The organism is Janthinobacterium sp. GW458P, assembly GCF_002127585.1.
GTDB lineage: Bacteria > Pseudomonadota > Gammaproteobacteria > Burkholderiales > Burkholderiaceae_D > Janthinobacterium.
The window spans coordinates 93,134-110,311 of record NZ_NEGZ01000012.1 but is presented as its reverse complement, the minus strand read 5'-3'; the positions used below and the strand labels follow the sequence as shown (position 1 = coordinate 110,311).

The following is a 17,178-nucleotide window of genomic DNA, read 5'->3' as shown; positions in this document are numbered from 1 at the left end:
CCGGGCGCGCTGGCGCCGTACGGCGCGGCTGACGGAGCCGCACCGTGATGCTGGCAGGCCGTTGCCGCCACGGCGGCAGGCGCGGCGTGCGCCGGCGGCGTGCATGCCCGGGCAACGCCCGCAGCGGCCGCTTGCAGCGGCACCGCCGCCATCAGCAGCAGGATCAGCCATGTTTTGAAGAGTTTCAGCATCGCTGGAAAGTATAGCATAGGGGCAATTGCCGCCAGGAGGCGGCCGCTAGCGCGCCGCCGCGGCAAGTAGCTTCGCGGCGTACATGGCGCGGTCCGCATGACGCAGCAGTTGCTGCATGGTGTCGCCGTCTTCCGGATAGTGGGCCACGCCGATGCTGACGGCGATCTGCAACTGCTGTCCGTTACCCAAGTGCAACGGCGCGGCCAGCGCCGCGTGGATCTTTTGCTCGATCAGGCTGACGTCCACCGGCGTGGCGTTGCTTTCCAGAAGCACGACGAATTCATCGCCGCCCATCCTGGCCAGGGTATCTGTTTCCCGCATGCAATCCCGCAGGCGGCCCGCCACCGTCTGCAGCAGCAGGTCGCCGCAGGCGTGGCCATGGAAGTCGTTGACCAGCTTGAAGTTGTCGAGGTCCAGGAACAGCAGCGACAGCCGGCCTTCCTGGCGGTGCGCGCGCGCGAACGCCGTGTGCAGGCGGTCGTGGAACAGGCGGCGGTTCGGCAGCCGGGTCAGCTCATCGTGCATGGCCATGAACTGCATTTGCGTCTGCAATTGCCGGCGCTCGATGGCGGTGGCCAGCTGTTTGGCGACAAATTGCAGCAGATCCTGGTCTTGCTCCGTGCCGATGACGGCGTCCGGGCTGCCTTGCAAGGCCAGCACGCCGATGCTGCCGCTGGAGGAATACAGCGGCACGGCCAGCCAGCACCCGGACAAGGTGCCGGCCGCCACTTGCAGCGCGGGCGGCAGGCCGGCCAGTTGCCCCGCCTGCAGCAGCAGGGAACGCCCGCTGCGCAGCACTTCGTCGCACAGCAGGCTGGCCAGCGGCGACGCGGGCTGCGGCGCGCCGTCGTCGGCATGACAGGTCATGAAAGGTTGCGCGCCGTGTTCGTCCTGCAGCAGCAAGGTCAGGCTGCGCGCAGGCAAGTGTTCGCCGATGATGTGCTGTATGCGGTACAGCAAGGCCGGCAAGTCCTGCGTCGCCTGCATGGCTTCGGAGATGGCGTACAGCGCAGCCTGCTTCGCCTGTGCTTGTTTCAGTAAGGTAACATCGTGCGCCACCGCCACGCGCAGCTGGTCGGCGGCGGACCAGCGGGCCGACCACATGATGTGGGCCAGGCTGCCGTCCTTGCGCAGGTAGCGGTTTTCAAAATGCGTCTGCGCATGGCCGTCCATAATGGCGCGCGCGGCCGCCAGGGTGCGCGCGCGGTCGGCGGGGGCGACCATGTCGAGCATGAGCTTGCCGATCATTTCCTGCTGCGTATAGCCGAAGATGCGCTCGCAGGCGGCGCTGACGAAGACAAAGCGGCCCTCCACATCGACCATGCACACGGCGTCGAGCAGCAAATCGGTGAAACTGGCGACCGGCGCGCTAAGCATATGTTTCATATGTTCACTATTCTAGTGGACATTGCCGATTGATATTGAAATTGTTGTTTTTAGGGATAAATGACTGGTCAGCGCGACTTGCCCGGGAGGCAATGGCGATGGCATGCCCAAGCATGTCACCTAGGAAGAGCTACCGGGCAAGCAGCTGCTTGCCAGGCGCAGGAGGGCGGCCTGGCACTGGCGATGGCCAGGCTTTAATCACTGACGACAAACGCGCCCGGGTCCAGTTGATCCAGCGTAACGATGGTGCCGCTGCCCGGCGCGCCGCTGCTCTGGCTGAGCCGTACATGCAGCTGTGCCAGATAGTCGGCGCGGCAGCGGCGCAGCAGGTAATCGCGGAAGTTATCGTGTTCCAGGGTGCGCCAGGCGCGTTCGCGTCCTTGCGCCGAGCGCAGGCCGGCCAGCTCGATCAGCGCGGGCGTGATGCTGGCGTCGCCGCGGCTCAGGCGCGCGTAGCCGTAGCGGTCCATATACGGTCCGGTGAGCGTTTCGATGATGTTGATGTCATCGTCCGACAGTTGCTGCCTGAATTTGTCGATGTTGGCCGCGATGGGCGCATAGCAGTTGGCCGACCAGAGCGACGACAACTGCGCGATTTGCCGCGCTTCCGCCGACGCGGTCACATCCAGCATTTGCGGCAGGAAGGCGATGCCGAGAAAGTCACATACCTTTTCCAGCGTCTCCCTTTGGCGCGACAGGAAATCTTCATAGCGTAGCGTCAGCACGCGTGCCCCATAGCGTTGCACGACCTGGTCGGCTGCCGCATGGGCGGCCAGCCAGGTCCTGGCATTGAGCAGCGTGTCAAAATCGTGGATGATGGCGCGGTTCATCGATGCCACCTGCGCGCGCGGATCGCGCACCACGTTCAGGAACAGCATGTCCGGGTACAGCCGCACGATGTCGTCGGCGTAGTGCACGCTGTCGAGTGACTTGTCCATCACCACCTGCGCCTGGCGGTGTTCGCCCGCGCGCAGCAGCAGTTCCCATGCCACGCGGTGGATGCTGCGCGGCTGGCTGCGCAGCGTCTCGAATACTTCCACTGGATCGAAGACGACCCCCGGCCACTTGACCATGCTGACCGCCGCCAGGCCCACCACATCGACCACCAGGCGAAAGTAGGCGCGGTCGTCGCGCAAGTCGCCGTACAGGGGCAGCAATGGCATCATGTCGACCAGGTGCAGCGGATACGGTGAATAAAACTGGGGCGACAGGTTCAGGCGCAGCCGCAGGGCATGGCTGCCGCAGCGGCGCAGGGGGATCATCATGACAGGGCGCGGGCGCCTACCGTGGCCGCAATGGTGGCTGCTGCTCATTTCATCATTCCTCTGAAAAGTGGGCGCGACATCAGATGAAGCACGGGCGCAGTTGCTGGAACAGCCGTTCGCAAGCCTGGTCCAGCGACAGCGTGCCGGTATCGAGCGTCAGCGCCGGCGCCAGCGGCACTTCGTAGGGCGCCGAGACGCCCGTAAATGCAGGGATCAGTCCGGCCCGCGCTTTCCGGTACAGTCCTTTGGGATCGCGTTCCTCGCACAGCGCGCATGGCGTGCTGATGTAGGCTTCGATAAAATTATCGCTGCCGATGATCTGGCGCGCCATTTCGCGGTCGCCGCGCAGCGGCGAGATGAAGGCACAGATGACCATCATGCCGGCATCGTTCATCAGCCTGGCCACGACGGCGCTGCGGCGGATGTTTTCCTGGCGGTCGCGGGGAGAGAAACCCAGGTCGCCATTCAGGTGGTGCCGCATATTGTCGCCGTCGAGCACGCAGCTCAGGTGGCCCTCCGCCAGCAGCCGCCTTTCCAGCGCGTAGGCCAGCGTCGATTTGCCTGCACCGCTCAGGCCGGTCAGCCACAAGGTCGCGCCTTGCTGGCCGGCCAGCACGCTGCGTTGTGCCTTGCCGATATGGCCCGCATGCGGGAAGATGTGTTGCGCTACGCCGCCCGCAGCGGCGATCTGTTCCAGTTTACCCACGTGCGTCACTCCCCCGTTGCCGGCTCAAAACTGCTCCCATTCGATTTCGCGGGGCTTGGCAGCGGCGGGGCGCGGCACTGCCAGGGGCGCTGGCGGACGGCTGACCACGCGCAGCCCCGCATCGCGGCGGCCGTCCCTGTTTTCCACGCGGAAGACGCTGACCACCTCGTTCAGGCTGTTGACCTGTTCCTGCATCGCTTGCGCGGCGGCGGCGGCTTCCTCGACCAAGGCCGCGTTTTGCTGCGTGACATTGTCCATTTGCGTCACGGCCATATTGATTTGCTCGATGCCGGCCGATTGTTCCTGGCTGGCGGACATCATTTCAGACATGATGCCGGTGACGCGCCGCACGCTGGCGACCACTTCATGCATGGTCGATCCTGCCTGTTCCACCAGCCGGTTGCCGGCCTGGACTTTGTCGACGGAGTCGCCGATCAAGTCCTTGATTTCCTTCGCCGCAGCGGCCGAGCGCTGCGCCAGGTTGCGCACCTCGGTGGCCACCACGGCAAAGCCGCGCCCCTGTTCCCCGGCGCGGGCCGCCTCGACCGCCGCGTTCAGCGCCAGGATATTGGTCTGGAAGGCGATGCCGTCGATGACGGCGATGATGTCGACGATCTTGCGCGCCGAGACATCGATGGCGGCCATGGTGTCGACCACCTGCGCCACTACGGCGCCGCCCTTGGTGGCGACATCGGAAGCCGTTTCGGCCAGCCCGTTGGCCTGGCGCGCATGGTCGGTGTTGATACGCACGGTGCTGGTCAGTTCTTCCATGGATGAAGCGGTTTGCTCCAGCGTGCTGGCCTGCTGCTCCGTGCGCGAAGACAAGTCCAGATTGCCCATGGCGATTTGTCCCGCCGCCGTGGCGATGGTCTCGGTGCTGGCGTGAACTTGCTGGACGATTTGCGCCAGGCTGTCGCGCATCGATTGCATGGCGTACAGCAGGCTGTGCGTGTCGCCGGCGCGGGTATGAATGGGGACGGCCAGGTTGCCGCCGGCGATCTGTCCGGCAATCGCCGCCGCTTCGTCGGGTTCGCAGCCGAGTTGGCGCGTCACGCTGCGGGTGATCAGCACGGCGGCCAGCAGGCTGGTGACCAGCGCCAGCGAGCCGATACTCAGCATCATCAGGCGCGCCTGGCTGTAGGCGGCCTCGGCGATGATGGAGGCTTCGCTATTCTGTTTTTCCTCGACGGCGATCAAGGTGCGCAGCAATTCCCACCAGCGCTTCTGCACGGGGCGGAATTCATAACGCAGCAGCTTGTAGGCATCGTCCTGTTTCTGGTGCAGCGCCAGGTCGGCGGCCCGCTGTATGAAGGGGGCCGCCAGCTCGCTTTGTGTGCGGATCTGTTCGAGCAGGCTTTTTTCTTCGCTCGATGTGCCCTCCAGCCTGCCGAACATCGCCCCCAGCTTTTGCTGGGCGATGGCGTATTTCTTTTCCTGCTCCCCGATGCGCGCGACCTCGATCTGGATTTCCTTGTCTTCTTTCAGCAAGATCAGATTGCGCAGGGCCAGTGCCCGCTCGGTCACCGTCAAATCCATGGTCTGGGCCAGCCTGGTTTCGACGTCGTTGACCTTGGTCGCTTCATCCATGCGATCCTGGATTTGCCGCATGCTGGTCAGTCCCAGCGCGATGACCAGCAACAGGAACAGGGCGACCAGGCCAAAGCCCATGCCGAGCCGTTTGGCGATGGTTAAGTGCATAAATTTCATATTGCCTCCTTAAGGCCGTGCTTGCGGTTCCGAGTAAGCATATGCAGCTTTATCACCAAGCACTCAGCGATCATATTGATTGCGGGCGGGCGAAAAATCACACATAGTCACTTTCAGCATTTGAGCAACAGTAGAAATTTACTTGTGGCAACTGTTCAAATTGAGTTAGATGGCGAACACCTGCGAACGCTGGCATGGCGGCGGAGCGTGATTTGTATCAAGAATGAAAAATTTTCATGCTCCTTCGCGCTCATGATTTCACATTTCACGTCGTTATAGCAGTGTCTGCTTAGCGCTTGAGATGCGACCCATCCCTTGCTCTGAGAAAACATGGCAGTACTCGACGGCTAGCAGTTATCAAAAAATGAAAGTTATGCATACTTTACCTAACCACCCATCTTCGTTTAGCAAGGCATAAGACCCATGACCTCCGTCTCCTCGATCCCGAGCTGGAATCCAAGTCCCTCACGCGCGCTCAATGCCGCTGCCACCAAGGCGGATGCCACGCCGTCTCCGGCGCCGAGCCCGTCCTCCATTGTTGACATCGGGGCGACGCAAGCCGTCGCGCAGCTGCTGCCTTCGCCGACGATATGGGAAAGCGCGACCCGCAACAAGGTGAGCGACGCGATGACAAAGAGTTTCTCTTCGCATGCGTTTGGCGGCCGCTTCAGCGGCCTGGGCGCGGCCATGCTGGGGCAGGCCAAGCTTGGAAACTACAATTTCGCGCAGGCGATGCGGCAGCCGCCGCCGAGCACCACGCCCAATGTCTACGCGGCGTCCGGCATCGCGCCGGGCAGCCTGCACGGCAATGGCGAGGACAAGGTTGCCCTCACCATCACCACCAAAAGCGGCGTGGAAGTCAAGCTGTCGCTCGACAGCCAGCAAGACGGCCTGGCCGTGAGCATGACGACGAGCGGCGAGCTCAGCGACGCTGAAGCCAGCGCCCTGGGCGACCTGGCGAAAGGTTTTCAGGACGCCATCGATGGCATGGGACGGGATACGCCGAAAATCAAGCTGGAAGGCCTGATGCAGTTCGACCAGCAGCTGCTGGCGTCGGTGAAGCTGCATGCGGAAGTCAAGGTGCGCGGCGAGCCGGAAAGTATTCAAACCCTGGATTTCCAGGCCGATGGCGCGCAGTGCAAGATCAGCTTCAGCGGCTTGGCCGGCAGCCTGGACCTGAAGGTCGACGCCAGCCAACTCAATACCTTGGGCAGCAAGGAACGGCAAGCCAAGGCGCTGGGCAGTTACATGAAGCAGTTCGACCAGGCGGCGTCGCGCGGCCATGGCGACGCGGGGCTGGTGGCCATGCTCAAGGACAGCTTTACTGCCCTGCACAGCAATACCGCCGCGCCGCAAGCGGCCACGGACACGCCCGCGACGGGCAAGTGGCGCCTGGCGGCCGAGGACAAGTCCATCCTGACGGGACTGGCCGATTTCAGCGCCTCCGTGTCGCAGACCGTGCAATTCAGCAATCCCATGCGCAGTTCGGAAAAGGATGGCTTCAATTATGAAGTGTCGCAAAAGACGGAGCAGACCGGTGCCAGCCAGGATGCACGTTCGGTCAGGCAGCAGCAGCAATCGAAGCTCAGCGCCAGCTTCCATGAGACCCTCGTCCCCGGCGTGCCGCTGCGCCTGACGACCAGCACGGAATCGCAGAACTATACCTACCACCAGATCGAGGATACGGCCAGCAGCGACGCGCAGGTGGCCTACAAGGATGGCAAGATGGTGAAGGCGAGCTTGCGGCAGGAGGCCAGCCAGTCCGAGCATGTCATGAAATATTTCCTGGGCAAGCTGGAATCGGACAAGACCACGCCGGGCAACTATTCCGTGCTGCGCGACCTGCTGCCCGTGCTGGGGCCGTACAAGACGGGTGAGCTGGGCATGACGCCCGAGAAGAAGGCGGAGCAGCGCCAGCAGGCGATGCTGACCCTGAACGACGAAGTGCTGCTGCAATCGTATCCGGGCCAGACCATCGGCCTGTGGCGCGCCGACGTGCTGCCGGAAGAGGGCGGGGCCGCCGCTTAGCAATAGACGGCGAGACTGCGTTGAATGCAAAAAGCCCGCCTTCCTGCGAAGACGGGCTTTTTGCTTGATGCGGTGTAAAACAGCCTATGCCTTGGCCTTGTTTTGCTTGATCCAGTAGCCGACGCCCAGCGCGGCCAGCCACACGGGAATCAGGTAGACGGAGATGCGCAGGCCCGGCGTCAGGTACATGATCACCAGGATGCCGGCCAAAAACAGCAGGCACAGGTAGTTGGTGAACGGGTAGCCCAGGCTCTGGAACAGGGTCGTCTTGCCTTCGATTTTTTTCTGCGCGCGGAAGCGCAAATGGATCCAGCTGATCATGGCCCAGTTGATGATCAGCGCCGAGACCACCAGTCCCATCAATACCTGGAATGCTTTGCCCGGCATGAGGTAATTGACCACCACGCAGGCGCCCGTCGCCAGGGCGGAGACGCCCAGGGCGACGAGCGGCACGCCGCGGCGGTTCAGCTGCAGCAGCGCGCGCGGGGCGTTGCCCTGCTTGGCCAGGCCGAACAGCATGCGCGTGTTGCAGTACACGCCGCTGTTGTAGACGGAGAGTGCCGCCGTCAGTACCACCACGTTCAGTGCCGTGGCCACCAGGTTGCTGTCGAGCGCATGGAAGATCAGGACAAAAGGGCTGCCGCCGGTGACGACGTTTTGCCATGGGTACAGGGACAGCAGAATGCCCAGCGCGCCGATGTAAAAGATCAGGATGCGGTAGATGGCCTGGTTGGTGGCGCGGGGAATCGTCGTGCTCGGATCGTCCGCCTCGGCCGCCGTGATGCCCACCAGTTCCAGGCCGCCGAACGAAAACATGATGACGGCCATGGCCATCACCAGGCCTTGCCAGCCATTCGGGAAGAAGCCGCCGTGCTGCCACAGGTTGGCCACCGACGCCTGCGGTCCGGCATCGCCGGAAGCGAGCAGATACGCGCCGAAGACGATCATGCCGATGATGGCGACCACCTTGATGATGGAGAACCAGAATTCCATCTCGCCAAATGCCTTCACGTTCAGCAGGCTGATGGCGTTGATGACGCAAAAGAACACCAGCGCCGAGACCCAGGTCGGCACGTCCGGCCACCAGTACTGCACGTAGATGCCGACGGCCGTCAGTTCGACCATGCTGACGAGCACATACAGCACCCAGTAGTTCCAGCCCGACAAAAAGCCGGGCAGGTGGCCGCAGTATTTGTCGGCAAAGTAGCTGAAGGAGCCGGCCACCGGTTCATCGACGACCATCTCGCCCAGCTGGCGCATGATCAGAAAGGCGATGACGCCGGCGATGCCATAACCGAGCAGCACGGAAGGCCCGGCCATCTTGATGGTTTGCGCGATGCCCAGAAACAGGCCGGTGCCGATGGCGCCGCCCAGGGCGATGAGCTGGATGTGGCGGCTTTTCAGGCCGCGCTTGAGCTCTTGTGGTTCGGTATTCCCGACTGCCGTCATATGTTTTATCCTGTTTTTACGGGGCTGAGGTCGCTGATTCTAAAGCATGCTCGGGCAAAGCAGGAGCGAAATGCATGTTGCACTGCGGAGGTGCAAGAAACGCCCCGCATCTTCGCCGAACGGCGCGCAAAACGGCTGCAGGCCGCGGCGGCGCCACGGTATCATGATGGAAAATTTCAAGGAGTGGGTATGAATCTTGCGCAGCGCAGCCGTTTGCAGGGCGTCAGCCTGGGCTTTTTGGCCGGCTATGTCGATACCTTGGGCTTCGTCGCCCTGTTTGGCCTGTTCACCGCCCACGTGACGGGCAACTTCGTGCTGATCGGCGCGGCGCTGGCCAACGCCACGCATGCCTCGATCGCCCTCAAGCTGCTGGCGTTTCCCGCGTTTGTCGCGGGCGTGGCGGCGGCGCGGCTGTTGACGGTGGCGGCCGAACGCCGCGGCGGACCGGCGCTGCGCCTGGCGTTGCTGCTGGAGCTGGCGCTGCTGCTCGGTTTCATGGTGTTGGGCGTGCTGGCCGAGCCGCTGGGCCCCGAGCCGGGCGCGCTGGCCATGACGGCCGGCCTGTCCGGCGCGGCGGCCATGGGCGCGCACAGCGCCATCAGCCGGCTGCTGCTGGCCCATCTGGCACCCACGTCCATGATGACGGGCAATGTGACGCAAGTGGTGATCGACACGGTCGACGTGCTGCGCGGCGCGGCTGACGGCGCCACGCGCGAACGTTGCGTCAAATTCTTCTGGCCCCTGCTGGGCTTTGCCGCGGGCGCCATCCTGGCCGCCTTTGCCTACCTGGCCGTGGGCTTTGCCGCGCTGGCCGTGCCGCTGGCCATCCTGCTGGTGCTGATCGCGCTGGAACCGGCGCGCCTGGCCGCTTAGTCCCGCGCCGGCGCGCGCGCAGCGACGACGGCCGGCTCGTATGCGGCCAGGAACTCGGGCGGCAAACGGCGCGCGCGGCCGCTGCTCAATTCGATGCAGATCAAGTGCCAGCGTCCGCGCACGACGGTGGCGCCGTCGCTGTCGCGCACCAGCTGGAAGCGCCGCTCCATGCTGGAGCGCCCATCGCTGGCGCACAGCCAGGTGGCCAGGGTCAGCGCTTCGCCGGCCCGCGTCGGCAGCAGGTAGTCGTATTCGCCGCGGCGGATCGCCATGGCCCGGTCCAGGCGCCGGTAATCGTCGAGGTCCAGCCCCAGGGTGGCCGAGTGGTGCCAGGCGATATGCTCGCACCAGCGCACGTAGACGGCGTTGTTCGTATGCTGCAAGCCGTCGATATCGGCCGGTTCGGGGCTGACGGGCAGGGTGCAGGCGTGCGGAAAATCCCAGTTCAAGAGCAATCCTTTCGAGACGGTGGCGGCTGATTGTACGGTCTTGCGGCCGTTTGCGCTGGCGTTGCGCACGGTATGAAGCAGTGTTTTTTCTCTTGATGTATGATGCATCATAATTTTTCAACTCTCGAGCATACGCATGAAGCGCCAATTGGACAGTCTGCTGCACGTCAACCTCGGCAAGTCCGTGTATGCGATGCTGCGCGAAGCCCTGGCGGCCGGGCGCTTCCAGCCGAACGACCGGCTGCGCATCCGCGAGCTGGCGCTGCAGCTGGGCACCAGCGTCACGCCTGTGCGCGACGCCATGCTGCAGCTGGTGCAGGAAGAGGCGCTGGTGCTGCGCTCGCCGCGCGACTTTCGCGTGCCTGTGCTCAGCGTGGCGCGCTACCTGGAAATCCGCGCGCTGCGCCTGGAACTGGAAGGGCTGGGCGCGTTCGAGGCGGCGCAGCGCATCGACGCCGCCACCCTGGCCGACCTGGAGCGCCTGCTGCAGGCGAATGAAGCGGCGATTGCGCGGCACGACCAGGCGGCGGCCCTGCAATGCAACCAGGCCTTTCACCTGGGCCTGGCGCAGGCGGCCGGCATGCCGACATTGAAACGCTTCGTCGACCACCTGTGGATGCAGACGGCGCCCCTGATCGCCGTCGGCTACGCCAGCTTTTCTCCCGACATGCGGGTCGGCCACCACCACGCCATCCTCGACGCGCTGCGCCGGCGCGACGGCGCGGCCGCGCGGCGCGCCATCGAACAGGACATTCTCGACGGCGGCACGCAAATGCTGGCCTATGTGATGCGCCAGGAGCGCATGCATGCCGGCGCAACACAACAGGACAAGGAAGCACATGACGCACATCAAGCACAAGATTGAACGGAGCATGGAACAGAAGACCGCCATCGTCACGGGCGCCAGCCGCGGCATCGGCCACGCCGTGGCCGAGCGCTTCCGCAGCCTGGGCTGGCGGGTCATCACCGTCTCGCGCAGCCCGATACCGGGCGGCTGCCCGCGCAGCCAGGAGCACAACACGCATGTGTGCATGGATCTGTCGGACCTGAGCCAGATCGGGCAGATGGTCGATACCCTGCGCCCCATGCTGGGCGACTCCAAACTACATGCGCTGGTCAACAACGCGGGCGTGTCGCCGAAGGGGCCGGGCGGCGCGCGCGTCAATTCGCTGACCACCGACATGCGGACGTGGCAGGAAATGTACAACACGAATTTCTTTGCGCCGCTGGCCCTGACGCGCGGCTTTGCGCAGGAATTGTCGAATGCGCACGGCGCCGTCGTGAACCTGTGCTCGATCGCCGGCTACCGCGTGCATCCGTTCGCCGGCTCCGCCTACGCCAGCTCGAAGGCGGCGCTGGCGTCCTTGACGCGCGAAATGGCCAATGACATGGCGCCGCTGAACGTGCGCGTGAATGCGATTGCGCCGGGCGAGATCGACACGGCGATTCTGTCGCCGGGGACCTCGCACATCGTCGACACGCAAATTCCGCTGCGCCGCCTGGGCACGACGGCCGAAGTGGCGGACCTGGTGGAGTTTTTATGCAGCGAGCGCGCCTCGTACATCACGGGCGCGGAGATCCCCATCGACGGCGGCCAGCGCATTTAAGTGAAAAGGAAGATCGCATGACTCAACATATCGGCATCGTCGGCTGTTCCGCCGAAGGGGCGGCCCTGTGCTACCGCACCATCTGCGAAGAGGGCGCGCATGCGCTGGGCGCCTATGAACATCCGGAAGTGACGCTGCACACGCCGCCGCTGGCGCGCTACGTGGAATGCCTGAACAGGGGCGATCTGGCCGGCGTGGCCGGGCTGATGCTGGCGTCGGCGCACAAGCTGGCCGCCGCCGGCGCCGACTTCCTGATCTGCCCCGACAACACCATCCACCAGGCGTTTGCCCTGATGGCGCCCCGGTCGCCGCTGCCCTGGCTGCATATCGCCGACGTCGTGGCCAGTGAGGCGGCCGCGCGCGGCTACCGGCGCGTGGGCCTGACGGGCACGCGCTGGCTGGTCGACAGCGCCGTGTATCCGGACAGGCTGGCCGCGCGCGGCATCGCCTGCGTGCGGCCCGGCGAGGACGAGCGCGACGAGATCAACCGCATCATCATGGAAGAACTGGTGCCGGGCGCGGTCCAGCCGGACAGCGTGGCGCGCTTCCAGGCCGTCATCGCAGGCTTGCGCGAGCGGGGCTGCGACGCCGTCATCCTCGGCTGCACGGAAATCCCGCTCATCATCAGCGACGCCAATGCGCCGCTGCCGACGCTCGATTCCACGCGCCTGCTGGCGCGCGCCGCCCTGCGCCATGCAGTCGGCGGTTGACTATTTGTCCAGTTGCGCCTGCAGGGCAGCCACTACCAGCGCGTGGTCGTCCGCCTGCGCCAGGCCGGATACGGTGACCGTGCCGACCAGTCCCACGCCGCGTATCAGCAGGGGAAACGCGCCGCCATGGCCCGCGTACTCGACGTCTTCGAGGTATTTGACGTCTTCGAAGGTGCTGCCGCGGCTTTTATGCGAGATGCCCATGTAATAGGAGCTGCGGCAAAAGCGCTGTACCGTGTTGTTCTTGCGGCGTATCCAGTCCGCCTGGTCCGCCGTGGCGCCCGTCATGGCGTGGTGGAACAGGACCTGGCCGTTGCGGGTGATATTGACGGTGACGGCCTTGCCCCGCTTGCGCACTTCTTCGACGATCCACAGGCCCACGGCCAGCGCGGCGTCGTTGTCGAAGCGCTCGAATTGCAGGGATTGTTCCTGTTGCGCCAGGGTGTGCAGCAAATCGGCGTAATGATCCATCGTGGAGGCGGGTGGTAGTGGCTGGAAGCGCTACTGTAGCGCACCATGGGGGCTTTTTGTGTAATGCGGCTAAAATAGGCGCCATGAACCTGTCCCTGTTTGCCGATGAAGACCAGGCTCCGGCCGGCCCGGCGCCGCTGGTGCCGGGATCGTCCGCGTCGGTCCTGCTGCGCGCATTCGCGCTGCCTTGCCTGGCGCAGCTGCTGCCGGCGCTGGACGCCATCATGCTGGCGGCGCCCCTGCGCCACATGGCCACGCCGGGCGGCTTGCGCATGTCGGTCGCCATGAGCAATTGCGGCGCCCTCGGCTGGGTCACGGATGGACGCGGCTACCGCTATGCGCGGCTCGATCCGGCCAGCGGCCGTCCCTGGCCGCCGATGCCTCCCGTGTTCCTGCACCTGGCGCAGCAGGCGGCGCTGGCGGCCGGCTATGCGGACTTCATGCCCGACGCCTGCCTGGTCAACCGCTATGCGCCCGGCGCGCGCATGGCTCTGCACCAGGACCGCGACGAGTGCGATTTCAATGCGCCCATCGTCTCCGTCTCGCTCGGTTTGCCCGCCACCTTCCTGTTCGGCGGCGCGGAGCGGGCCGACAAGGCTATCCGCATCCCCCTGCTGCATGGCGACGTGGTGGTGTGGGGCGGCGCCGACCGCCTGCGCTTCCACGGCGTGGCGCCCCTGAAGGAGGGTGAACACCCGCTGCTGGGCGCGCAACGCATCAATCTGACGTTTCGCAAGGCTGCCTGAGCTGGCGCCAGGCCGTTCCCGGCTTGACGACGTACTGCGCGTGCACATGGCGCCACGGGATGGCCAGGTAGACCAGCACGACGAACGCGCATTCAAACGCGGTTGCCGCGGTGGCGGGATCGATCTGGCCGTTCAGCCATTGCGGCAGCGGCACGAGCAGCAGCCAGAGGGTCTTCCACAGCGCCTCCCACAGCAGCAGGGGCAGCATCTGCAGCGGATAGCGCAAGCCCAGCAAGCATAGCAGCGAGAACGCGGCCAGCATGCAGTTGACGGTGCCGCGCGCCAGTTCCCACGGCGCGTGCGGCGTGACGATGCCGGGCCACAGCACGCTGCCCAGCCCCAGGACAACCAGCAGATACATGGCGCGCAGCGCATACAGGCGGGCGGTCGATACGGTATTCATGGTGCGGTCTCCTGGTCGTGGGGTGGCGATGAAAGGGTTTACTCGACTTCCTTGAGTATCGTTTCCAGGCTGCCCAGGCGCGCCTGGATCTGCGCCACGGAGGCGTTCAATACGGCCAGCGACGCTGCCGTTTCCGCCTGCGCGGCGGCTGCGGACCTGGCCAGCTCCTGGTAGGCGCCGTCCTGCGCCAGCCGGGCGCGCGCCTGCACGATGCCGGACGTATATTTGAGGGCGAAGATGATGACGGCGGCCGTGCAGGGGAAGAAGAAGGCGGCGAAAAAGATATTTTCAGACATGATGACCTCTACAGTTCAGGATTGATCCGGGTTGGGGGTGAGCGTGGACGCCGCCGCGGCGATGCTGGCCGGCGTCAGCAGCAATTCAAATGGGCTGGCTTCAAAGTAATTGAGGGCCTTGCCGTCGTGCGACAGTTCCAGCTGGCTGGTGACGAGTCCCGCGTGTTCCAGCTTCTGCAGGTGCAAATGCAGCAGGGGCCGGCTGATGCCCAGGTCGCGCGCCAGCTGGCTGATGTAGTTGCGCCCGCCGCTGGCCAGCGCCGCGATGATGCGCAGCCGGTGCGGATTGTCGAGCGCCGCCAGCATGGCCAGCAAGCGCTCGCCGGTGGGGGAGGTGTTTGTATCTGTCATGTGTCAACATTATCTGACATGTGTTAGCGAGTCAAGAGAAATCATTCGCCGTTTTAATGCAAGATACTTGCAAATACGGCGCTTTTTCTCCATGATATGCAACTTGTTTGCATATGGAGCCATGACCATGAAGCGCGATTCCCTTTCTTCGCCCCTGCCCGACGTGGCGGCCGGCCCCCATCTGGGCCACCCCTTGCCATTGGAATGGGTGGGCATGCAGGGCATCGCCTTGCCCCTGTGGCTGGAAGAGGGCGGGCAGGCGCAGCAAGTCCATGCCTGGGCCGACGTGCAGGTCGATCTGCCCGATCCGGCAGTCAAGGGCATCCACATGTCGCGCCTGTACCTGCTGCTCGACGCGTTTGCGGCCGCACAGCCGCTCGAGGCGGGCGCGCTGGCCGCCGTGCTGCGGCGCATGGTGGACAGTCACGCTGATTGCGGCAGCACGCAGGCGCGCATCGCGCTGGCCTTTCCCCTGCTGCGGCGCCAGCCGGCGCTGCTGACGGCGGGGCTGTCGGGCTGGAAATCGTATCCCGTGCGCCTGCAAGCCGGTGTTTCTCCGCAGGGCTTTGCCCTGTCCCTGACGGTGGAGGTCGCTTATTCGTCCACCTGCCCCTGTTCGGCGGCGCTGGCGCGGCAATTGCTGGCCGACGCCTTTGCGGCGCAGTTCGGCGCGGGCCGCATCGACGGCGCCGCCGCGCACGCCTGGCTGCAGGAACACGCCAGCCTGGCCACGCCGCACAGCCAGCGCAGCACGGCGACGGTGACCGTGCCATTGACGGAGCAAGCGGAGCTGGACTTGTTTCCCCTGATTGACCTGGTGGAAGCGGCGCTGGCGACGCCCCTGCAGACGGCCGTGAAACGGGCCGACGAACAGGCGTTCGCGCGCTTGAATGGTGCTAATCTGATGTACGTGGAAGACGCGGCCCGCCGCGTGCAGGCGGCGCTGGCGCTACATTATGCGCAGACAAGTGTTACTGTAAGGCATATGGAAAGCCTGCATCCGCACGACGCCGTGGCGCAGGCGGGGCAGCTTGCCTGAGCTTTTCACTCAACCACCGTGGAGGAAGACCGCATGCCGGAGAACATCACGCAGGAGCCTGGCGAAGACAGCCTGGAAGAGGAGCTGGAGCGCGAGCGGCGCGAGCATGCGCTGATCGACGAGGAAAAGCTGGGGATGGACGAGCTGGAAGAGGAGCATTTGAAGCGGGAACGCCAGCCGGGCTCGCCGGCAGGGCGCTAGCGCGCACGCGCTGCATCAGCGCTGGCATCGCGCCGCGCTGCCCGGTACAATTTCGCTTTGTTTCTCTCCCCCAACCCTGGAGGCACATGAAATACCGCGCATTCTTTCCGTTCATCCTCGGCCTGACAGGCGCCGTTCTGGCCGCCTCGCCTGCCCATTCCGCCACCATCTGCACCGCCATGGCCGATGCCAGGGCCGGTACTGTCTTGCTGCAGGAAGGCAATTGCATCGACCGGGTCACGCCCGCGTCCACCTTCAAGATCGCGCTCAGCCTGATGGGCTATGACGCCGGCTTCCTCAAGGACGAGCACAAGCCCAGCCTGCCATTCCGCCAGGGCTATGTGGACTGGGGCGGCGAAGCGTGGCGCCAGGATACGGACCCGTCGCGCTGGATGCAGTACTCGGTGGTCTGGTATTCGCAGCAGATCACTCAGGCGCTGGGCGCCGAGCGCTTTCAGAAATATGCCAAGGCTTTGCGCTACGGCAATGCGGATGTGTCGGGCGACCCCGGCAAGGAGAACAGCCTGGAGCGCTCCTGGATCAGTTCTTCGCTGAAGATTTCGCCGCTGGAGCAGCTCGGTTTCCTGCGCAAGCTGGTCAACGATCAGTTGCCAGTAAGCAAGCAGGCGATGGAGCAGACGCGTCGCCTGACGCGACTGGCCGACGTGGACGGCTGGCAGGTGCACGGCAAGACGGGCGCCGCCTTCCCGCGCAAGGCCGACGGCAGCTTTGACGAAGCGCACGGTTATGGCTGGTTCGTGGGCTGGGCCAGCAAGGGCGAGCGCACGATCGTCTTCGCGCGCCTGGTGCAGGACGAGCAAAAGGGCGCTCAATCGGCCGGCTTGCGCACGCGCGTAGCCATGCTGAAGGAATTGCCGGCTCTGCTGGAGCAGGCGCAGAAGTGACGCCGGCTAGCGTCACGGCCATCTTCGTCGCCAGCGACGGCGACTATCTGGAAGCCGTCATCGAGGTGGACGGCCAGCGCCTGCACGTGATGGACGAGTTCGGCGGCGGGCAACTGGCCGCCGGCACGCGATTCCAGGCCGAACTGTGGCCCGTGGCCGGCGAGAGCGATGACTGGGACGCCATCTTCCACGCCAACCCGGGCCGCGAAAAACGCCTGCAGCGCCTCGACGGCTGGCGCTACCTGGCGCTGGGGCAGGTGATCAGCGTCGATCCCGTCGTCTGCGACTGCGGCCTGCTGCGCGTGGAAGATGCTTTCCATACGCGCGATGAACGCTGCGTGGGCGCCTATGTCGGCGTCACCCTGGCCCGCCTCGATGCTTGCCTGCCCTAAAT

Annotated in this window: 21 protein-coding genes; 10 read left to right on the top strand and 11 right to left on the bottom strand. The window is 64.8% G+C overall.

Going from position 1 to position 17,178, the window contains the following annotated elements:
• The 5 genes from CBW50_RS29735 to CBW50_RS10275 form a co-directional block, all read right to left on the bottom strand.
• Nucleotides 1–191: hypothetical protein (locus CBW50_RS29735; protein WP_139842461.1), on the bottom strand; the 191-nt coding region annotated here is incomplete at its 3' end.
• Between the two features lie 46 nt (nucleotides 192–237).
• Complete coding sequence (locus CBW50_RS10290) at nucleotides 238–1,578, bottom strand: diguanylate cyclase (RefSeq protein ID WP_086145436.1); 1,341 nt, start codon at nucleotides 1,576–1,578, stop codon at nucleotides 238–240.
• A gap of 194 nt (nucleotides 1,579–1,772) precedes the next feature.
• On the bottom strand, nucleotides 1,773–2,891 hold the full coding sequence (locus tag CBW50_RS10285) for a sulfotransferase (RefSeq protein ID WP_086145435.1): 1,119 nt from the start codon (nucleotides 2,889–2,891) through the stop codon (nucleotides 1,773–1,775).
• A gap of 31 nt (nucleotides 2,892–2,922) precedes the next feature.
• The gene (cysC, locus tag CBW50_RS10280) at nucleotides 2,923–3,549 is read right to left on the bottom strand and encodes an adenylyl-sulfate kinase (protein WP_086145456.1); all 627 of its coding nucleotides are present in this window, start codon (nucleotides 3,547–3,549) and stop codon (nucleotides 2,923–2,925) included.
• A 24-nt stretch (nucleotides 3,550–3,573) separates the two neighbouring features.
• A complete protein-coding gene (locus CBW50_RS10275) occupies nucleotides 3,574–5,256 on the bottom strand; it encodes a methyl-accepting chemotaxis protein (protein WP_172404723.1) in 1,683 nt (560 codons plus the stop codon).
• A 423-nt stretch (nucleotides 5,257–5,679) separates the two neighbouring features.
• Between CBW50_RS10275 and CBW50_RS10265 the strand changes: the two genes are divergently transcribed.
• The gene (locus CBW50_RS10265) at nucleotides 5,680–7,284 is read left to right on the top strand and encodes a hypothetical protein (RefSeq protein ID WP_139842460.1); all 1,605 of its coding nucleotides are present in this window, start codon (nucleotides 5,680–5,682) and stop codon (nucleotides 7,282–7,284) included.
• Between the two features lie 84 nt (nucleotides 7,285–7,368).
• Here the strand turns inward: CBW50_RS10265 and CBW50_RS10260 are convergent, their stop codons facing one another.
• Nucleotides 7,369–8,733 (bottom strand): amino acid permease, encoded by a 1,365-nt coding sequence (locus CBW50_RS10260; RefSeq protein ID WP_086145432.1) that lies wholly within the window; start codon nucleotides 8,731–8,733, stop codon nucleotides 7,369–7,371.
• A gap of 189 nt (nucleotides 8,734–8,922) precedes the next feature.
• On the opposite strand from CBW50_RS10260, the gene CBW50_RS10255 reads away from it, so the two are divergent.
• Nucleotides 8,923–9,606, top strand: coding sequence for a YoaK family protein (locus tag CBW50_RS10255; protein ID WP_086145431.1), 684 nt, complete (start codon nucleotides 8,923–8,925; stop codon nucleotides 9,604–9,606).
• On the opposite strand, the gene CBW50_RS10250 is transcribed toward CBW50_RS10255, so the two are convergent.
• Nucleotides 9,603–10,055, bottom strand: a complete 453-nt coding sequence (locus CBW50_RS10250) for a thioesterase family protein (protein WP_216356336.1) — start codon at nucleotides 10,053–10,055, stop codon at nucleotides 9,603–9,605. The genes CBW50_RS10255 and CBW50_RS10250 overlap by 4 nt on opposite strands.
• 136 nt (nucleotides 10,056–10,191) lie before the next feature.
• On the opposite strand from CBW50_RS10250, the gene CBW50_RS10245 reads away from it, so the two are divergent.
• Genes CBW50_RS10245 through CBW50_RS10235 form a run of 3 tightly spaced genes read left to right on the top strand, consistent with a single transcriptional unit; the run spans nucleotide 10,192 to nucleotide 12,372 of the window.
• Nucleotides 10,192–10,920: a GntR family transcriptional regulator gene (locus tag CBW50_RS10245; RefSeq protein WP_086145430.1), complete on the top strand. Its 729-nt coding sequence runs from the start codon at nucleotides 10,192–10,194 to the stop codon at nucleotides 10,918–10,920.
• Nucleotides 10,921–10,927: 7 nt separating this feature from the next.
• Complete coding sequence (locus CBW50_RS10240; RefSeq protein WP_086145453.1) at nucleotides 10,928–11,662, top strand: SDR family NAD(P)-dependent oxidoreductase; 735 nt, start codon at nucleotides 10,928–10,930, stop codon at nucleotides 11,660–11,662.
• 17 nt (nucleotides 11,663–11,679) lie between these two features.
• The gene (locus CBW50_RS10235; protein ID WP_086145429.1) at nucleotides 11,680–12,372 is read left to right on the top strand and encodes an aspartate/glutamate racemase family protein; all 693 of its coding nucleotides are present in this window, start codon (nucleotides 11,680–11,682) and stop codon (nucleotides 12,370–12,372) included.
• On the opposite strand, the gene CBW50_RS10230 is transcribed toward CBW50_RS10235, so the two are convergent.
• Nucleotides 12,373–12,843 (bottom strand): heme-degrading domain-containing protein, encoded by a 471-nt coding sequence (locus tag CBW50_RS10230; protein ID WP_086145428.1) that lies wholly within the window; start codon nucleotides 12,841–12,843, stop codon nucleotides 12,373–12,375.
• 83 nt (nucleotides 12,844–12,926) lie between these two features.
• Between CBW50_RS10230 and alkB the strand changes: the two genes are divergently transcribed.
• On the top strand, nucleotides 12,927–13,589 hold the full coding sequence (gene alkB, locus CBW50_RS10225; RefSeq protein WP_086145427.1) for a DNA oxidative demethylase AlkB: 663 nt from the start codon (nucleotides 12,927–12,929) through the stop codon (nucleotides 13,587–13,589).
• Here alkB and CBW50_RS10220 read toward each other — a convergent pair.
• From CBW50_RS10220 to CBW50_RS10210, 3 genes are read right to left on the bottom strand one after another with little or no spacing between them, the layout of a single operon-like run.
• The gene (locus CBW50_RS10220; protein ID WP_226935704.1) at nucleotides 13,561–13,992 is read right to left on the bottom strand and encodes a hypothetical protein; all 432 of its coding nucleotides are present in this window, start codon (nucleotides 13,990–13,992) and stop codon (nucleotides 13,561–13,563) included. The genes alkB and CBW50_RS10220 overlap by 29 nt on opposite strands.
• Nucleotides 13,993–14,030: 38 nt before the next feature.
• Entirely contained in the window at nucleotides 14,031–14,288 is a 258-nt protein-coding gene (locus CBW50_RS10215) for a hypothetical protein (RefSeq protein WP_086145426.1), read from the bottom strand.
• A 15-nt stretch (nucleotides 14,289–14,303) separates the two neighbouring features.
• A complete protein-coding gene (locus CBW50_RS10210; RefSeq protein WP_086145425.1) occupies nucleotides 14,304–14,639 on the bottom strand; it encodes a winged helix-turn-helix domain-containing protein in 336 nt (111 codons plus the stop codon).
• A gap of 121 nt (nucleotides 14,640–14,760) precedes the next feature.
• Between CBW50_RS10210 and folE2 the strand changes: the two genes are divergently transcribed.
• The 4 genes from folE2 to CBW50_RS10195 all read left to right on the top strand — a co-directional run bounded on the left by folE2 (nucleotide 14,761) and on the right by CBW50_RS10195 (nucleotide 17,176).
• Nucleotides 14,761–15,678 (top strand): GTP cyclohydrolase FolE2, encoded by a 918-nt coding sequence (gene folE2, locus CBW50_RS10205; RefSeq protein WP_086145424.1) that lies wholly within the window; start codon nucleotides 14,761–14,763, stop codon nucleotides 15,676–15,678.
• A 33-nt stretch (nucleotides 15,679–15,711) separates the two neighbouring features.
• Nucleotides 15,712–15,879: a hypothetical protein gene (locus tag CBW50_RS29320; protein ID WP_157792302.1), complete on the top strand. Its 168-nt coding sequence runs from the start codon at nucleotides 15,712–15,714 to the stop codon at nucleotides 15,877–15,879.
• A gap of 86 nt (nucleotides 15,880–15,965) precedes the next feature.
• Nucleotides 15,966–16,784, top strand: a complete 819-nt coding sequence (gene blaOXA, locus CBW50_RS10200) for a class D beta-lactamase (RefSeq protein ID WP_086145423.1) — start codon at nucleotides 15,966–15,968, stop codon at nucleotides 16,782–16,784.
• A complete protein-coding gene (locus CBW50_RS10195; protein ID WP_086145422.1) occupies nucleotides 16,781–17,176 on the top strand; it encodes a hypothetical protein in 396 nt (131 codons plus the stop codon). The genes blaOXA and CBW50_RS10195 overlap by 4 nt, the downstream gene beginning before the upstream one ends.
• The last annotated feature ends 2 nt before the right edge of the window (nucleotides 17,177–17,178 follow it).